This is a genomic window from Helicobacter burdigaliensis (assembly GCF_003670295.1).
GTDB lineage: Bacteria > Campylobacterota > Campylobacteria > Campylobacterales > Helicobacteraceae > Helicobacter_D > Helicobacter_D burdigaliensis.
In genome coordinates this window covers 1-16,570 of the sequence record NZ_QXJG01000013.1, presented here as the reverse complement: position 1 = coordinate 16,570, position 16,570 = coordinate 1, and the positions used below count along the sequence as shown (strand labels likewise).

Here is a 16,570-nt window from a genome sequence, read left to right as displayed (position 1 = left end):
AAGCTAAGTTATGTCAAAAAATCTATATTGTGCCACGATGGAGGGCATAGAAGCAAAAGTCGTGGAAGTGGAGGTAAGCTTTACCAAAGCTCTTCCATCTTTTCAAATTACAGGTTTAGCAGGTAATGCTATCCAAGAAGCTAAGCAAAGGGTGCAATCCTCGCTTTTAATCAATGAGTTTAAATTTCCTCCGCTTAAAATTACTCTCAATCTTTCTCCAGCAGATTTGCCAAAGCAAGGAAGTTTTTATGATTTGTCTATTGCGCTTGCTATTGTTTTAGGAGAAGATAAAGAAAGCAAAATCAAGCAAAGTTTAGAAGAAACGACAAACAATGAAAGCAAAAAAGCACAAGTTAGGGAGCAATGGTTTGCGTTTGGTGAGTTAGGGCTTGATGGCAGGGTGAAAAATACTGATTCTATTTATCCGCTCATCCTTTCTCTTTTGAGTAAAACGCAGTATCAAGAAGCTTTCTTTTTGTTGCCAAAAGAAGCTAAAGAATTTTATTCTAAAATCCCTCATTTAAAAGCATATTATATAGAAACGCTCCAAGAGGGAGTGGAGATTTTAAAAAGTCCTAGTGAGGCAAAATTAGGAGATGAGAGCCACTTAGAATTTGAAAATTTTGAAATTTTGGGAGAGAGATTTTATTATCTTTGTGAATTTCCTTTGGATTTTAGTGAAGTCATAGGGCAAGAGAGGGCAAAGAGGGCTGCCCTAATTAGTGCATGTGGTTTTCATAATATTTTATATGAGGGCAGTGCAGGGAGTGGCAAAAGTATGATAGCCAAAAGAATCCCTTTTATTTTACCACCCTTGAAATTAGAAGAGATTTTGCAGATTGCCTCCCATACGCTAAAGCTCTCTCCTTATCGTCCTTTTATTAGTCCGCATAATAGTGCAACTAAAGCAGCAATTTTGGGAAGTGCGATAGCAAATTCTATTAAATTTGGAGAGATTGCGCGTGCAAATTTGGGTGTGTTGTTTTTTGATGAATTGCCCCATTTTTCAAAAAATATTTTAGAGTCTTTAAGAGAGCCTTTACAAAATTATGAATTTTGCATTTCGCGTCTTCATGCTAAAGTCACTACTCCTACAAATTTTATGTTTGTGGGTGCGATGAATCCGTGTCCTTGCGGAAATCTTTTGAATCCTAAAAAGTCTTGCAGATGCACGGAAAAAGAAATTAATGCTTATAAGAATAAAATTTCAGAGCCTTTTTGGGATAGGATTGATTTAGTGGTGCAAATGCAAGAAGGTGATGAAAGTAAAGATAGGATAACTTCTAAAAGTCTGCAAGAACAAGTTTTGAGAGCCTTTAAAAGACAAAAGCAAAGGGGGCAAAGCTGCTTTAACTCTAGGCTGGAAGGCGAAGAGTTTGAACGATTTTGTAGGCTTGATACAGAGGGAGAGAAGATAATGCAAATGGCGCAAGAGCGTTTTTTGCTGTCTTTGCGTAGCAGGGCAAAAGTTTTGCGTGTTGCTAGAAGTATAGCAGATTTAGATGGCAGTATCTCTATAAATAAGGAGCATTTGCTAGAGGCACTTAGTTTCCGTAAAATTAACTAAAACTAGAACTTATCAAAAAGTTTTAAAAAAATCATGATTATTTCTTTAAAGAGATATTAAAATTAGTAGGTAAAATTATTTTTAGATTTGCAATCTATTTGTTGTGATTTACTTGTGCAGAATTTGCAAGGACACATAAAAGCCTAATTATAGGCTTTTTTTGGCTTCCTCTAATCTTTCTTTTTCGGAGATATTTTGTGCTAGATTGTCCCATCTTAGTTTTGTGCCTCCTAAAATATGAAAGTGGATATAGGGTATCTCTTGTCCCCCATCAATGCCGATGTTGCTAATGAGGCGATAACCGCTTTTATCTAATCCTACTTCTTTTGCAACCTGTTGGATAAAGCTTGTGAAACCTACCATTGCATCGGGAGCTATTGTTTGAAAGTCTTTATAAAATTTTTTAGGGATTACTAGAATGTGAATGGGGGCTTTAGGTGCAATATCATGAAAAGCTAAAAAATCATCATTTTCTAAAACTTTGTTGCAAGGAAGTTCTCCTTTTATAATTTTTTCAAATACAGTCATAAGATTCCTTTGTGTTTTAATGGATAAAGTGAAATTTTATCCTTAGTTTTTGTAATTATATTATATAACTTAAGTTAAGTAAATCTTTTTCTTACTATAATCACAAAGTTACTTTACAAAAAATTAGGATATTGAAGGTGAAAGAAATATTTACGCAAATCAAAGAAGCCTCTACTCTTGCAAAGCTAGAGGAGATTAGAATCTCTCTTTTGGGTAAAAAAGGGAGCTTAACAGCAAGTTTTAGTGCTTTAAGGGATTTAGGTGAAGAGGAAAGAAAACAAAAGGCAAAAGAGTTAAATTTACTCAAGTTAGAAGTAGAAAAGGCACTTAGTGATAAAAAAGAAGCTTTGAGCTTTTTAGAGCTTCAAGCAAAACTAGAACAAGAAAAAATTGATGTTAGTCTTTTTACGCCTTCAAGTTTGAGGGGCTCTATTCACCCAGTAATGCTTATGATGGATAGAATTGTAGAATATTTTACTTCTATGAATTTTTCGCTAGAAATGGGACCCCTGGTAGAAGATGATTTTCATAATTTTGAAGCATTAAACTTACCAAAATATCACCCAGCAAGAGATATGCAAGACACTTTTTATTTTAAAGATGGGAAGCTTTTACGCACGCATACTTCTCCTGTGCAAATTAGAACAATGGAAAGTCAAAAGCCACCCATCCGTATGATTTGCCCTGGAAGTGTTTTTAGATGCGATTATGATTTAACCCATACTCCTATGTTTCATCAAGTAGAGGGCTTAGTGGTGGAAGAGGGGAGCGATAGTGTGAGTTTTGCAAATTTAAAATTTATTTTAGAGGACTTTTTAAAATATATTTTTGGGGAAGTAAAGGTGCGATTCCGCTCAAGCTTCTTTCCTTTCACAGAGCCAAGTGCTGAAGTAGATATGAGCTGTATTTTTTGTGGAGGAAGTGGGTGTAGAGTTTGCTCACATACGGGCTGGTTAGAGGTTTTAGGCTGTGGCTGTGTGGATAATAATGTCTTTAGGGCAGTGGGTTATGAGAATGTAAGTGGATATGCCTTTGGTATGGGGGTTGAGCGGTTTGCAATGCTTGCTTATAGTGTGCCAGATTTAAGGGCATTTTTTGAAAGTGATTTAAGAATTTTGGAGCAATTTAAATGAAATTTACAAGAAGTATTATAGAAGAGATCATTCCTTTAAATGGAATTTCATCACAAGAAATTTGTAGCACTTTAAATAAAATAGGACTAGAAGTTGAATCTTTTAGCACCTTGAAGGCTCCTAAAAATGTCGTTGTGGGAAAGATACTTGAATGTGTGAAGCACCCTGATGCAACAAAGCTTAATGTGTGTCAAGTGGCTATTGGTGGCAAAGAGGGTGCATATGAAGTGCGACAGATTGTATGTGGAGCAAAAAATGCCAAAGAGGGTTTATATGTCGCAGTGGCATTAGAGGGTGCAAATTTACCACAAATTACCATTAAAAAGGCTACTTTAAGAGGAGTTGAGAGCTGTGGTATGCTTTGTTCTACAAGCGAACTTGGCTTCCCTGCTGTTAATGATGGAATTATGGAGCTAGATTCTAGCCTAGGGGATTTAATCATAGGAAAAGAGCTAAGTGAGTATGCAGTCTTTAATGATGAAGTGTATGAAGTGTCTATCACGCCAAATCGTGGCGATTGTATGAGTGTATATGGGATAGCAAGGGATATTAGCGTTGCTTTTGAATTAGAGCTTAATAAGCCAAAGTCCAAAGAGAGTGAAAATGCTCCTGGAATTGGAAGAGTTTTGCAAGTAATTTTGCAAGATAAAAAAGAAAGCTCCCTAGCTTATCGTGCCTTAGAGAGTTCTTGCGCTAAAATCCCTCTTAAGTTTTTATTATTTTTGGGGTTTAATGAAGCGCTTGGAGCGGGGTATTTAAGTAACCTTAGTTCTTTGTGTATGCTTTATACTGGAGTAATTTTAAATGCGTATCCCCAAAGTTTTTGTCAAATTCGTGATAAGGCAGAACAAGAGCGCGTGGTATTAAGTATCAAAAAAGATGAAAAAGGCTTTGAGAGTGTTTATAATGGCGAAGCAAAGCTTTCTACTATTGGTTTAGAAGCAAATACAGAGGAATTAAATGGAAGTTGTGGAAAAGATTTTATTATTTTGGAAGCGAGTTATATTCCTCCTCATATTATTGCACAAAGAGTGCTAGAAACCAAAGCAAAAACAAATCTTAAAATCTTTCAACGCACATCACGCGGAAGCAATCCGGATTTGAAATTGGCATTTGATTTTTTAAGTGATAAAGTTATAGATCATCAAAGCACTCTTTTTTTTACAGATTGGCATGACTTTATAGAATTACCACAAGTAAATCCTATCACAATTGATATTTTAAGGGCTTCTAAGGTAGTAGGCGTGGAGCTAGAACGCTCACAAGTTGCAAATCTCTTAAAACGCTTAGAATTTAAAGTGGAGATTCCAAACGATGAAAATTTGCTTGTGGTAACACCTCCATTTTTTAGGCACGATATTGTAAGCTATCAAGATGTATTAGAAGAAATCATTCGTTTTGTAGGGATCGATAGTGTACCTAGTGCTCCTCTTGACTTTATTCAAAGCAATAAACTTAACCCATCGCATAATCTTTATTATCAAAAAAGAGAATATGCTAAAAAAGCAATAGGGGTAGGATTTAATGAAGTTATACATTTTGTATTTGGAAGTAAGGAAAAGTTCCAAAAATATGGCTTTAAAACACTAAGAGAGGATTTGGAGCTACTAAACCCTATTACAAATGATTTAAATACTTTACGCCCTACGATGATTGTGGGGCTTGTAGAAGCAGCATTGCGTAATCATAATAATGGCTTTAATGCAGTTTCTTTAATGGAGATTGGCTCTGTATATGATGAAAATCGCAACGAAAGTGTTAAAATCGCATTTTTGCAAAGTGGATTTTTAAAAGAGGAGCGTTATCCTCATGCAAAAGGGCTTCAAGGGGAATTTTATACTTTTGCAGATAGGGTTTCACGCGTGATCGGAGATTTTAGACTAGAAGAGAATCCTAATTGCAATGAGGATTTGTTTCACAAAGGACAATGTGCTAAGATACTAAAGAATGAAAAAGAAGTAGGTATTATCTCTAAGCTTCATCCTAAAGTATCTAAAGAGCTTGGAATAGAAGATGTTTTTGTTTGTGAAATTGCATTAGAAAATTTAAGCTTGCAACCATTAGAAGTTAAAATGTATTCTAAATACCAAAAAACCATTAGAGATTTAAGTGTGTTAGTAGATAAGCAAATCCCTTATTACAAGTTACAACAAGCCATTCAAGCTTTAGAGATTGAAGAGATTGTAAGTAGTTATCCTCTTGATGTTTATAAAGAAGAAAGCTTGGGGGATAAGATTAGCTTAACAATTCGCTTAGAATTACAATCTAATCATAAAACTTTAGAGGAAAAAGATATTGTAGAAATTACTAGCAAAGTTTTAGAATGCCTAAAAGATAAATTTAAAGTAGAGTTAAGATGACGATAAGTATAGCACCCACAAAACATTTTCATCTTGATTCAAGCTCGATAGCTCCTGATAAGTCTATTTCACATAGATGTGCTATTTTTTCTTTGCTTTGTGAAAAGCCTTCTTTTGTGGAAAATTACCTTTTAGGGGAGGATACGCTAAATTCTCTAAAAATTGCTCAAAAGCTTGGATTAAGCGTTAAAGAGCACACAAAAGGCTTAGAATTAATCCCTCCAAAAAATGGCATAGAAGAACCCAAAGAAATCTTAGAATGTGGCAATGCAGGGACAGCAATAAGGCTCTATATGGGGCTTTTAAGCGCTCAAAAAGGACTTTTTGTATTAAGCGGAGATGAATATTTAAATGTGCGTCCTATGGGAAGAGTGGCTAAGCCACTAAGCAGTATAGGTGCTACAATTTATGGTAGAGAAGAGGGGAAATATGCTCCCATTGTGATTGTTGGGAATCCTAATTTGCAAAACTTTACCTTTAAAAGTCAAATTCCAAGTGCACAGGTAAAATCTGCACTGATTTTAGCAGGGCTTTTTGCCAAGGAAACAAGCTTTTATTATGAAGAGGAGCTTAGTCGCGATCACACAGAAAAAATGCTTTGTGGTATGGGTGCAAAAATACAAAGTGAAATTTCTAATACAGAAGTGAAGATTAAAATCACTCCCTTAAAAGAAAAGTTAAAAGCTTTAGAGATTAAAGTTCCAAGCGATCCATCAAGTGCTTTTTTCTTTGCGGTGGCGATTGCTATCACTCCAGATTCTAGCGGTGTTTTAAGAAATGTGTTGCTAAACCCTACAAGGATTGAAGCTTTTAAAATTTTAGAAAAAATGGGTGTGCAAATAGAGTATAAAATCACACAAAGTGCTTATGAAGATATCGGTGATATTTATTTAAAAGCACCTCTTAAATTGCAAAGTGTGGAGGTTAGCTCCAAGATTTCTTGGCTGATTGATGAGTTGCCCGCTCTTGCTATTGCTATGGCTTGTGCAGAGGGAGAAAGTATCGTAAAAAATGCAAAAGAGCTAAGAGTAAAAGAGTGTGATCGCATTGTAGCGGTGGTGGAAAACCTAAAGAAATGTGGAATTGAAGCAAAAGAGCTTGAAGATGGCTTTAGTATTATAGGGGGTGAATTTAAAAAAGCAGAAGTTGTAAGTTTTGGCGATCATAGAATTGCTATGAGCTTTGCTATTGCGGGGTTGAAAAGTGGTATTTGTATAAAAGATGCAGAATATATTAATATTTCTTTTCCTAATTTTTTAAATATTTTAAAAGAAATTACAACACTAGAAGAGAAAAATTAAAAGATAGGGAAAATATGGAAGTAAAATTAGCAAAAAATTATGGCTTTTGTTTTGGGGTAAGGCGTGCAATAAAGCTTGCTGAAAGTAAGCCAAATAGTATTACTCTAGGGCCACTTATCCACAATGCAAAAGAAATTGAGCGCTTGAGGGAAAATTTCAATGTAGTGGTGAATGAAAATATAAAAGAAGTAAAGCCTAATCAAGAGGTGATTATAAGGACACATGGAATTACTAAAAGTGATTTAGAGGAGTTAAAAAAGATAACTCCTAATATTACAGATGCTACCTGTCCTTTTGTAACCAAACCTCAAGAAATTTGTGAGAAAATGAGTAATGAGGGCTATCAAATTATTATTTTTGGTGATGCAAAACATCCTGAAGTTAAGGGGGTGATGAGCTATTGCAAAAACGAACCCATAGTGATTGATAAATTAGAAGCATTAAAAGGGGTGAAGATTTTAGATAAGGTTGCACTCATTTCACAAACCACTAAAAATGTGGAAATATTTTTAAAAATTGCTGACTTTTTGATACCGCAATGCTCGGAATGTCGCGTGTTTAATACGATTTGCAATGCGACATTTGATAATCAAGATTCCGCTAGAAGTTTGGCTAAAGAGGTGGATGTTATGGTGATTGTTGGGGGTAAAAACTCTGCAAATACCAAGCAACTCTATAATATTTCTAAGGAATTTTGTGAAGATTGTTATTTGATTGAAGAAGCACAAGAGCTAGAAGAATCTTGGTTTTTAGGTAAGAAGATTTGTGGTGTGAGTGCGGGAGCTTCTACTCCAAATTGGATTATTGATAAAGTGGTAGAACGCTTGAAAAGTTTTAATGATTCTTAAAAATGCCACAAAAATTCACAAATTTTTATAAAATAAAAATAATTATTTTATAAAAATTATTATTTTCTTTAAAGTATGCTAGAATAAAAGTATATTTTATAAACAAAGGAAATAAGATGAGAAAATTCTTAAAAATTTCGGCGATTGTTGCTATGCTTAGTTTGCCTGCGTTAGCTACTCCTTATGCTTTGGATAATGCAAATTCTAAAGTGGATTTTAAAGTATCCCATTTAAAACTTACAAAAGTAGATGGAAAATTTACAAAATTTAGTGCAGTGATTGACTATGATGAGGGTAAAAAAGCTTTAAATACATTTGAGGGTAGTGTGGATATTGCTTCTGTGGATACTGCAAGTAAGCAAAGAGATGATCATTTAAGAGCGCCTGATATTTTTGATGTTGCAAAATATCCTGCGATGACTTTTAAAATGACTAAAATGGAAGCGGGTAAAATTTATGGTAATCTTACTATTAAAGATAAAACAAAAGAAGTGGTTTTTAGTGGAACTCCAAAGTTAGAGGGGAAAACTTTAAAAATCAATGCAACCACAAAAATTAAGCGTTCTGATTTTGGTGTAGTTTGGGAATCTAGCTTAAAAGACAGCCTTGTAGGCGATGAAGTGGAGATTATTCTCACTCTAAGTGCAAACGCACAATAATAAAGCCTTTTTTGGCTTTTTATCCCGCAATTTCCTCTAAATTTAAATTCTAACTTTTAATATTTTTTAATAATGGTGTTTGCAATTCAAGACTAATCAAGTTTAAAAGAGTGTTTGTAGTTTTGTAAAATTGCTTTATAACACCTAATCTTTTTTAATCAGTGCTTCACTGATTTTAGCCACTTTTGGGATAATAATAAAAGCCACTATAAAGGCAGCCACCCAAGCTTTTGGGAAGCTATGAATTAGCCATTGTGAGAGAAAATCTTTACTTAGCCCAAGATTTAAATAAGTAATAATCCCAGACATCATAAAACTCATAGTAAAACTCATAAGAGTTGTAAAAATGAGTCGGTAGAATTTTCTAGGAAACATTAAAATCTATATCCTACACCCGCTAAACCGATATGGTATCGCTCATCAAAGAAACCAATATCATCTCCATAGTTTCCATAAAGATAGCTAGCAAATACATAGAAATTATTAAAGCCAAAAATATCTTCACGCGTTAGTGTAAGATCTAGTTTGATAACATCCGTTTCTCTTTTTTTGTCAAAAATGATGTTTTTATCATCATAGTTTCTTTTGCCATATTCAAAACCAGCTTTTGCATAAGTTTTATCATCAAAGATTTTACTGCTAGCTTTAAGCTTTATTCCATAGCTATCATAGCTTTCAGCGCCTCCTTTAGCATCTTTGAAATCATAAAAAGCCCCAATGCTGTATCCTTTGTATCCGTATCCAATTTCAAATTCATTTAAATAACCATCTCTTTTTAGGCTTTCTGCTAGAACTTCTTTATCATAATCGTCTTTTGCAAAAGTATAATTTCCATAAACTTTGCTATTTTCTCCAAATCTAAAAGTATGCCCGATTCTTCCACCGATTTGATAACGATCTACCACTTCTCTATCTACATTAAGCTGGTAAGGGTTTGCATAAGCCTCTTCGCCAAAAGCACTTACTAAAGCAATTTCAGTAGTGTTAGCACCATAATTAAAAGCATATCCTGCACTAAGTCCGCTAATATCGCGTCCATTGTAGTTTTTTAAGAAGATTTTATCTTCCCCTCTAATGCCTTTATAGTATAAATCAAGCCCTACAAAAATTGTCCCATCATTGCTTTTGTGTGTATCATTATAACTTCCGATTTTTCTTGCATCGTTTGCAGGATTGATGTTACTCTTTAAACTTCTTGCACCGCCTCCTAAACTGATACTTCCCCCAAATCCATCGTGCTCAAATTCATTTGCATTAGCATTTATTAAAAGAACACTCGCTACAAGAGAGCCCATAATTATTTTATTTAACATAAAATCTCCTAATTGAGTAATAAAAATTTTAAAAAGCGGAATTTTATTCTTTTAATCTTTAAAAGATATTAAATTTGATTTTTATATTTATTTGGTAGAATATGGTAAATTCATAAAAAAGAATTTAAAAAGTATCAAAATAAAAAGTGTGATTATTTTATGGAAATTTCTATTTTATCTAATATTGAATCTTTACCCCCACTTCCAAAAGTTATTACCCAGCTTCAAGAGCTTTGCTCTAAAAGTGATGTAACTTTAAAAGAAGTGGTGCAACTAATAGAACAAGATCCCTTTTTGGTAGCAAATATTATTAAAATTGCAAATTCTCCTTTATATGGACATGTAAAACAAGTGAAGACATTGAGCTTTGCTGTGAGTTTGTTTGGTATTGCATCTATTAAGGGGATTGCAATTGCGAGCGCTTTGAAATCTAGCTTTGTGCCAAATTTTTCTCCTTATGGACTAGATACACAACAATTTTATGATACAACAGAAGCAAGAAGTGCTTTTTTGTATCAGTGGTATTGTGGAGATAAAAAGCTAGAAGTGTTGATACCTAGTGTAGTTTTAATGCATATTGGCAATGTGGTGATTGCAGATTATCTTATAAAAACACATAAAGATAAAGAATTTTATGAAAAAATCTCCAAAGCTGATTTTAAGCATAATCAAGAAATTGAAAAACAAATGTTGGGAATGGATTGTTTTGAGGTTTTAAAGGAGCTTCTTAAAAAGTGGAATTTTGAAGAAAATATGATAGATGTGATTACAGCTATTAATTCTAAGGATATTTTAGAATCTTTAAAAGAATATGTCTATCCTTTGCGTGTGGTAAATTCTTTGATTACCCCTTATTATGCTTTTACGCAAGAGCAAATCCAAGAAGCCTATGAAAAAGTCAAAGAATACAATTTGCCTTTAGAAGCTTTTTTGAATGTTTTAAACAAACATAAGTTGTCTTTAAAATAATGATTGAATTAATTAATCTTCTCTTAGATGGAATTAAACAAGATTGCAAACTTGCTGATACCTTAAAAAAGGACTTAGATTTTCTTTTAAAAGAAGAGGCGATTTTAGTAGAAAATGGTTTTTATCGCTTAGCACCTAGATTTGCCATTGCTAGAATCTGTGGCATTAAGAAAAACAAAAAAGCTTTTGCAAAGCTAATTCCCCCTTTTAGTCCAAAAACTTTATTTATGCCAGAGGGCTGTGTAAATAATGCTAAAAATGGCGATATAGCTCTTATAAAAACATTAAGAAAAACAGAAGGCTTATGTAGGGTGATTTGTATCTTACGCAAGGAAAAAAAAGGCGTCCTTTGCACCCTAGAGCAATATGGGCTTGAGTTTTTGGGGATAGGTTTGCAAAATGAAATAACCTATAAGCTTAAAGCTTCTAATAAATCTCTTCGCACACTTCCCAAAGATGTGGTTTTAAAAATAGATCCTGATAATGGCGAGATTATAGAAGTGATAGGAAGATTGCAAGATGCAAATATTGATGAGGTAATCTCCCTAGCAAGTTTTGGAAAAAGCGAGAAATTTTCTTTTAATGCAGAATTGGAAGCTAAAAAGTTTGGCGATAGATTGCTATTAAAAAATCATAAAGAAAGGGCGAATCTTACACAACTTCCTTTTTGTGTGATAGATCCTAAAAATGCAAAAGATCATGACGATGCGATTTTTTATGATGCGCAAAATTCCACACTTTATGTAGCAATAGCAGATGTAAGCTATTATGTAACTCCTAATTCTTATTTAGATCAAGAAGCACAAAAAAGAGGCTTTAGCATTTATTTTCCGCATAAATCCATTCCTATGCTTCCAAGAAATTTAAGCGAGAATCTCTGCTCTTTAAAAGAAAATTATTTGCGTCTTGCAATGGTTTGGAAAATGCGTTTTCATAAGCGCACAAAAGCTGTTTTGGAAGCTGAAGTGTTTGAGGCGATTATCAAGGTAAAACAAAAGCTAACTTATGAGGATGTAGATTCATTCTTTGAGCAAAAGATGAGCAAACTTATAAAGCCCACAATACAAAAAATGTTAGAAAGCTTAAAAGAAGTGATTATTAAGCTAAGGGAAAAACGCTTAAAAGTGGGATATGATTTTTTAAACGATGAACATAGATTGCTTTTAAATAGTCATCAAAAAATTAGTGGCATTTTGCAAGAGAAACAAACTCTCTCTCATAATCTCATAGAAGAATGTATGCTTTTAGCAAATATCCAAAGTGCAATTTTTTTATCTAAAAAAAACACACAAGGAGATAAGGGGCTAAAGCTTGGAATTTATAGGGTGCATCCAAAGCCTCGCTCTGCAAGCATTAAAGATTTATTTTTAGAATTGCAACTTTTGGGGCTTGTTAAAGAAGCAAAATATCCAAAGAATTTAGAAGAACTTCATAAAAGCATTCAAGAAGTGCAAAAGAAAGCAAAGCGGTTAAAAATGAGAGAACAGGTGGATAAATTAATCATCCGATCTATGCAACAAGCTTTTTATGCTTCTTATAATATAGGGCATTTTGGTTTAGGATTTGCCGAATATAGCCATTTTACATCCCCTATTCGCAGATATAGTGATTTAATCCTTCATAGGCTCATTAAGGATAAAATCCAGATTAAAAAAGGGAATGAGACTATACCTTCTCCTTTTTTATTGTGCGAAGAGCTTAATCGCTTAGAGCAAGAAGCAAGCAAGGTAGAGCTTGATTTTAAAGATAGGAAGCTTGCGCGCTATTTAAGCGAACATATAGGAGCAACTTATGAGGGGATAATCACAAATGAAAATACTCCTCAACTCATTACGCTCACAACTTATCCACTCATAGGAGCTAGAGTTACTTGCATAAAAGGAACAGGTGTAAAATATCAAAAAGCAAGAGTGGAAATCTTAGAAGTAAATATTGCGACTGCTAAGGTATATGGGCGTATTGTAGAGTTAATAAGTGAAGAGGTTATGGGATTAAAAAATAAAAAATATGCCCAAAATTACTTGCAAGAAAAAAAAGAGATTCTAAGACAAAAGCAACAAGCAAAAGCACAAAACGAAGCCAATAGAATAAAAAATGCCACCAAAAAAGCCTTGCAAGAAGAGAAGAAAAGAAAAAAGGCGTCTAAAAAGAAAGCGTAGAAAAGAGCGTCAAAAAGCTATGGAAAGGCAAAGAGAACAAGAAAGAAAAGGACAAAAGTGAGGCAAAATGTATAAAAAAGAGCTAGATAGCAAAATAAAAAGCAATGCAACTATAAGGGCGATTTTACTCTATGGACAAGAAAGCTTTTTGCCCGGATTTTATGGGCAAAAGATAGAAAATATACTTTTAGAAAGAGGCGTGCAAAAAAATGCTTTTTATTTTGGGGAATACGACTATGAAAGCATACTTTCTTGTTTTACACAAGGTTCGCTTTTTGGAGATGAAAATCTTGTATGGATAAAATGCGATAAAAAGATTGCCAAAAAACAACTAGATAGCCTAATAGATAGCATTTTAAAAGCACAAAGTGGATACCTAATCATAGAGTTTTATCAAGCAGAAAATAAAACCCAAGCAGAATACGCACAAGATTGCAAAGCAATGGCAGGGAGCTTTAAAGGAAAAGATGTTTATGAAGTACGATTTTTCTTGCCAAGCCCTTATGAATCTTTAGAGATTTTAAGGGAATTTGCTAGTAAATTTTCTATTCAAATTACAGATTTTTTGTTGCGTAAAATTTTAGAAGAGCAAAATAACTCTTTAGCACTTGCAATCGCAGAATTGCAAAAATATAGCATATTTGAAGGCGAGATAGATTCTAATTTAGTGCAAAGTTTGGGCTATGGGCTAGGAAGTATAGATTATGAAGAGATTTTGGAAGCTCTTATTTTTAAAAAGCCTTTTTTGAAAACTTTAAGTTCTTTTTTGGAGCAAGGTTATGAAGAGATTTCACTGCTTAATGATATGCAAAAGTATTTTTTCACACATTTTTTGTTTTTTTCTCATATTAAACTTCATGGCAATGCTACTTCCGAAGAGGTGTTAGGCTACAAGCTTCCTCCAGCCCTTTTAGAAAAGCGTAAAAAAATAGCCATTATGATAAAGCAAGATCAATATGAGAAAATTTTATATACACTCAATGCAAGGCGTGAAGAGGCTATTAAAGGCATTAATAAAGAAAATGGACTTTTAAATACTTTAATAAAATTAGAAGAAATTTTATGCTAAAATCAAAGCTTACAATTATTTTGTAAATTAATTCCTTGCTCTTTTTATAAAGATAAAGGGCAAAATCCAAAAGGAGATTTTATGCGTTTTTATGAGACTATGTTTGTTATCAAACCTACTCTTACACAAGAAGAAATCACACAAAAAATTGATTTTTATAAAAGTGCGATTTTAAACAATGGCGGGCAAATTAGTGCCACTTTAGATATGGGTATGAGAAATCTTGCTTATGAAATCAAAAAAAATAAGCGTGGTTATTATTTTGTAATTTATTTCAAAGCAGAGCCTAAGCTTGTTTTAGAACTAGAGCGTTTGTATCGTATTAATGAAGATGTTTTACGCTTTATTGTGATTAAATATGAGAGCAAAAAAGAGCAAAAAGCTTGGGAAGTTCTAGTAGATAGAGCAATTCATAATAAAAAAGGTGCTCCTTTAAAAGAAGTTTCTGAAAAAGAAGAGAGCAAAAAAGAAGATAAGGCTGAGGAAGCCTAATTTTAAGGGATTTTAGATGTTTAATAAAGTCATTTTAGCAGGGAATCTGACAAGAGATGTAGAGTTGCGTTATCTTCCAAGTGGTTCTGCACTTGCAAAGATAGGCTTGGCAACTAATCGTCGCTATAAAAAGCAAGATGGCACACCCGCTGAAGAAGTGTGCTACATTGATGTAAATTTGTTTGGTAGAACTGCAGAAGTGGCAAATCAATATCTAAAAAAAGGCTCACAAGTTTTGATTGAGGGAAGATTGGTTTTAGAAAGTTGGGTAGATAACACAGGGCAAAAGAGAAGTCGCCATAGCATTACAGCAGAAAGTATGCAAATGCTAGGAGGTCGCCAAAGTCAAGGGCAAGAATATGGTGGCAATTATAATGGCGGTGGCTATAATGGAAGCTCTTATAATGAATACGAGCAAGAATATAACACGCCTTCTTATAATACACAAGTCCAGACAACTCAAGCAATGCCTAAAAAAGCTCCCCCTAAAGAGCCAGTAATCCCAGAAATTGACATTAATGATGATGAAATACCATTCTAAAAAGGATAAATAATGGCAGAAAAAAAGAGATATTCTAAAAGATATTGTAGATACACAGAGGCAAAGATTGAGTTTATTGATTATAAAGACGTAGATATGCTAAAGCATTCTTTATCAGAGAGATATAAAATTATGCCTCGCCGTTTAACAGGGAATTCTAAAAAATGGCAAGAGCGTGTAGAAGTAGCCATCAAGCGTGCAAGACATATGGCGCTTATTCCATATATCGTAGATAGAAAGAAAGTGGTTGAAAACCCTTTTAAAATCTAAGTTTTTATAGTTCCCTCTTTTTAGAGGGATTAACTTTTTAAAAAGATTTTATACTTTGAACTTTTTTTAATTTGTTAAGGAGAATTATGCCTTTTTCAGTGATATTTATTTCAGTTACCATTTTTACATCATTGATTGTAGCTTCCAATTATTTAGTGCAATTTAAAATCAACGATTTTTTAACCTATGGTGCTTTAACCTATCCTTTCACTTTTCTTTTAGCAGATATTTTAGCAGAGCGTTATAGTAAAAAAGAAGTATTAAAAGTGGTGCGCTTAGGGATATTATGTGCTTTTATCCCTTCTATGTTTTTAGCAGAATTTAGAATAGCACTAGCAAGTGTTATGGCATTTTTCATCTCACAGCAAGTAGATGTTTATGCTTTTTATTATCTAAAGTCAAAATTTCCACGCCTTTGGTGGCTAAGAAGTGCGGGAAGCACAGCCACTTCACAGCTTGTAGATACTGTAATCTTTTTCTTTGTAGGATTTTTGTTTGTAATGCCATGGCAAAGTATTGTTATGATTATTTTAGGTGATTATTTGATTAAATTTATTTTAGCGTTTTTAAATACTCCTTGGTTTTATCTTTTTGCAATTAGACTTAGAGGGGCTTTTGGCTTTTTGCGTTAAGGATAGATATGAAAAGAAAAGTTGTTTTTTTTGATAGAGATGGAGTGGTGAATTTAGAAGATTCCCCTTATAGTTTTAAGATAGAAACTTTCTTTTTTGCTCCGGGATTTATGGAGCTTTTTTTGGAGCTTAAAAAGCAAGATTCACTTTGTATTATGGTAACCAATCAATCAGGTATTAATAGAGGATTATTTACCAAAGAAGATCTTTTGAAACTACACACTTTTGTGCAAAATGCAATTAACTCTATGCTTACCATACCCCTTAGAAAAAGCGGTTTTGTGCCAAAAAATATAGGTTTTGATGGGATTTATTATTGTCCGCATACAAAAGAAGAAGGCTGTCTATGCAGAAAACCACAAAGTAAGATGTTGCAAGATGCTTGTGAGGATTTTAGGCTAAATTTAGACGATTATGAAAGTTATATTCTAGGAGATAAAGACACAGATATGCAAGCAGGTAAAGCTGTGGGTGTGAAAAATAGAATCTACATAGGTGAGGGAGAAGCCCCAAATTCTACACATCAAATTAAAAGTATCCAAGAAGCTTTAAAAATTATTCTTTAAATCAAAAGTGAAGCTTACCAGCTTCCAAAGTCTATGAAATTTTACTAAATCAATTTGAAAATATTTAAAGTAAAAATAAAGATTCTATAAATAAAAAATAATAAATCAAAATTTAAAAAAAATTATAATAAAATTCAAAAATTTAAAATATTAATCTTTAATA

17 protein-coding genes are annotated in these 16,570 nt (G+C 33.4%); 14 read left to right on the top strand and 3 right to left on the bottom strand.

Annotated elements, in window-relative coordinates; all coding sequences use genetic code 11:
- Nucleotides 1-10 precede the first annotated feature (10 nt).
- On the top strand, nt 11-1,567 hold the full coding sequence (locus EBF09_RS05970) for a YifB family Mg chelatase-like AAA ATPase (protein ID WP_121764225.1): 1,557 nt from the start codon (nt 11-13) through the stop codon (nt 1,565-1,567).
- Nucleotides 1,568-1,714: 147 nt separating this feature from the next.
- Here the strand turns inward: EBF09_RS05970 and EBF09_RS05965 are convergent, their stop codons facing one another.
- Entirely contained in the window at nt 1,715-2,095 is a 381-nt protein-coding gene (locus EBF09_RS05965; RefSeq protein ID WP_121764224.1) for a histidine triad nucleotide-binding protein, read from the bottom strand.
- Between the two features lie 137 nt (nt 2,096-2,232).
- On the opposite strand from EBF09_RS05965, the gene pheS reads away from it, so the two are divergent.
- The 5 genes from pheS (at nt 2,233) to EBF09_RS05940 (ending at nt 8,396) form a co-directional block, all read left to right on the top strand.
- Entirely contained in the window at nt 2,233-3,228 is a 996-nt protein-coding gene (pheS, locus tag EBF09_RS05960; RefSeq protein ID WP_121764223.1) for a phenylalanine--tRNA ligase subunit alpha, read from the top strand.
- Nucleotides 3,225-5,588, top strand: coding sequence for a phenylalanine--tRNA ligase subunit beta (pheT, locus tag EBF09_RS05955; RefSeq protein WP_121764222.1), 2,364 nt, complete (start codon nt 3,225-3,227; stop codon nt 5,586-5,588). Before pheS ends, pheT begins: the two co-directional genes overlap by 4 nt.
- Nucleotides 5,585-6,889 carry a 3-phosphoshikimate 1-carboxyvinyltransferase gene (aroA, locus tag EBF09_RS05950; RefSeq protein WP_121764221.1) on the top strand — a complete coding sequence of 435 codons (1,305 nt, stop codon included), beginning with the start codon at nt 5,585-5,587 and terminating at the stop codon, nt 6,887-6,889. Before pheT ends, aroA begins: the two co-directional genes overlap by 4 nt.
- 14 nt (nt 6,890-6,903) lie before the next feature.
- The gene (locus tag EBF09_RS05945; RefSeq protein WP_121764220.1) at nt 6,904-7,737 is read left to right on the top strand and encodes a 4-hydroxy-3-methylbut-2-enyl diphosphate reductase; all 834 of its coding nucleotides are present in this window, start codon (nt 6,904-6,906) and stop codon (nt 7,735-7,737) included.
- Between the two features lie 116 nt (nt 7,738-7,853).
- Nucleotides 7,854-8,396 carry a YceI family protein gene (locus tag EBF09_RS05940; protein ID WP_121764219.1) on the top strand — a complete coding sequence of 181 codons (543 nt, stop codon included), beginning with the start codon at nt 7,854-7,856 and terminating at the stop codon, nt 8,394-8,396.
- Between the two features lie 144 nt (nt 8,397-8,540).
- On the opposite strand, the gene EBF09_RS05935 is transcribed toward EBF09_RS05940, so the two are convergent.
- Both EBF09_RS05935 and EBF09_RS05930 read right to left on the bottom strand, forming a co-directional pair.
- On the bottom strand, nt 8,541-8,771 hold the full coding sequence (locus EBF09_RS05935) for a DUF2798 domain-containing protein (protein ID WP_121764218.1): 231 nt from the start codon (nt 8,769-8,771) through the stop codon (nt 8,541-8,543).
- Nucleotides 8,771-9,709 (bottom strand): DUF2860 family protein, encoded by a 939-nt coding sequence (locus EBF09_RS05930; protein WP_121764217.1) that lies wholly within the window; start codon nt 9,707-9,709, stop codon nt 8,771-8,773. Before EBF09_RS05930 ends, EBF09_RS05935 begins: the two co-directional genes overlap by 1 nt.
- A 159-nt stretch (nt 9,710-9,868) precedes the next feature.
- On the opposite strand from EBF09_RS05930, the gene EBF09_RS05925 reads away from it, so the two are divergent.
- From EBF09_RS05925 to EBF09_RS05890, 8 genes are all read left to right on the top strand, one after another.
- The gene (locus EBF09_RS05925; RefSeq protein ID WP_121764216.1) at nt 9,869-10,678 is read left to right on the top strand and encodes an HDOD domain-containing protein; all 810 of its coding nucleotides are present in this window, start codon (nt 9,869-9,871) and stop codon (nt 10,676-10,678) included.
- Entirely contained in the window at nt 10,678-12,837 is a 2,160-nt protein-coding gene (locus EBF09_RS05920; protein ID WP_121764215.1) for an RNB domain-containing ribonuclease, read from the top strand. The genes EBF09_RS05925 and EBF09_RS05920 overlap by 1 nt, the downstream gene beginning before the upstream one ends.
- A 67-nt stretch (nt 12,838-12,904) precedes the next feature.
- A complete protein-coding gene (locus EBF09_RS05915; RefSeq protein ID WP_121764214.1) occupies nt 12,905-13,906 on the top strand; it encodes a DNA polymerase III subunit delta in 1,002 nt (333 codons plus the stop codon).
- Between the two features lie 81 nt (nt 13,907-13,987).
- Nucleotides 13,988-14,398, top strand: coding sequence for a 30S ribosomal protein S6 (gene rpsF / locus EBF09_RS05910; RefSeq protein ID WP_121764213.1), 411 nt, complete (start codon nt 13,988-13,990; stop codon nt 14,396-14,398).
- 16 nt (nt 14,399-14,414) lie between these two features.
- Nucleotides 14,415-14,939 carry a single-stranded DNA-binding protein gene (locus tag EBF09_RS05905; protein ID WP_121764212.1) on the top strand — a complete coding sequence of 175 codons (525 nt, stop codon included), beginning with the start codon at nt 14,415-14,417 and terminating at the stop codon, nt 14,937-14,939.
- A 12-nt stretch (nt 14,940-14,951) separates the two neighbouring features.
- Nucleotides 14,952-15,209, top strand: coding sequence for a 30S ribosomal protein S18 (gene rpsR / locus EBF09_RS05900; protein ID WP_034291136.1), 258 nt, complete (start codon nt 14,952-14,954; stop codon nt 15,207-15,209).
- An 86-nt stretch (nt 15,210-15,295) separates the two neighbouring features.
- On the top strand, nt 15,296-15,841 hold the full coding sequence (locus tag EBF09_RS05895; RefSeq protein WP_121764211.1) for a queuosine precursor transporter: 546 nt from the start codon (nt 15,296-15,298) through the stop codon (nt 15,839-15,841).
- Nucleotides 15,842-15,849: 8 nt separating this feature from the next.
- Nucleotides 15,850-16,407, top strand: coding sequence for a D-glycero-alpha-D-manno-heptose-1,7-bisphosphate 7-phosphatase (locus tag EBF09_RS05890; protein ID WP_121764210.1), 558 nt, complete (start codon nt 15,850-15,852; stop codon nt 16,405-16,407).
- Nucleotides 16,408-16,570: the final 163 nt, after the last annotated feature.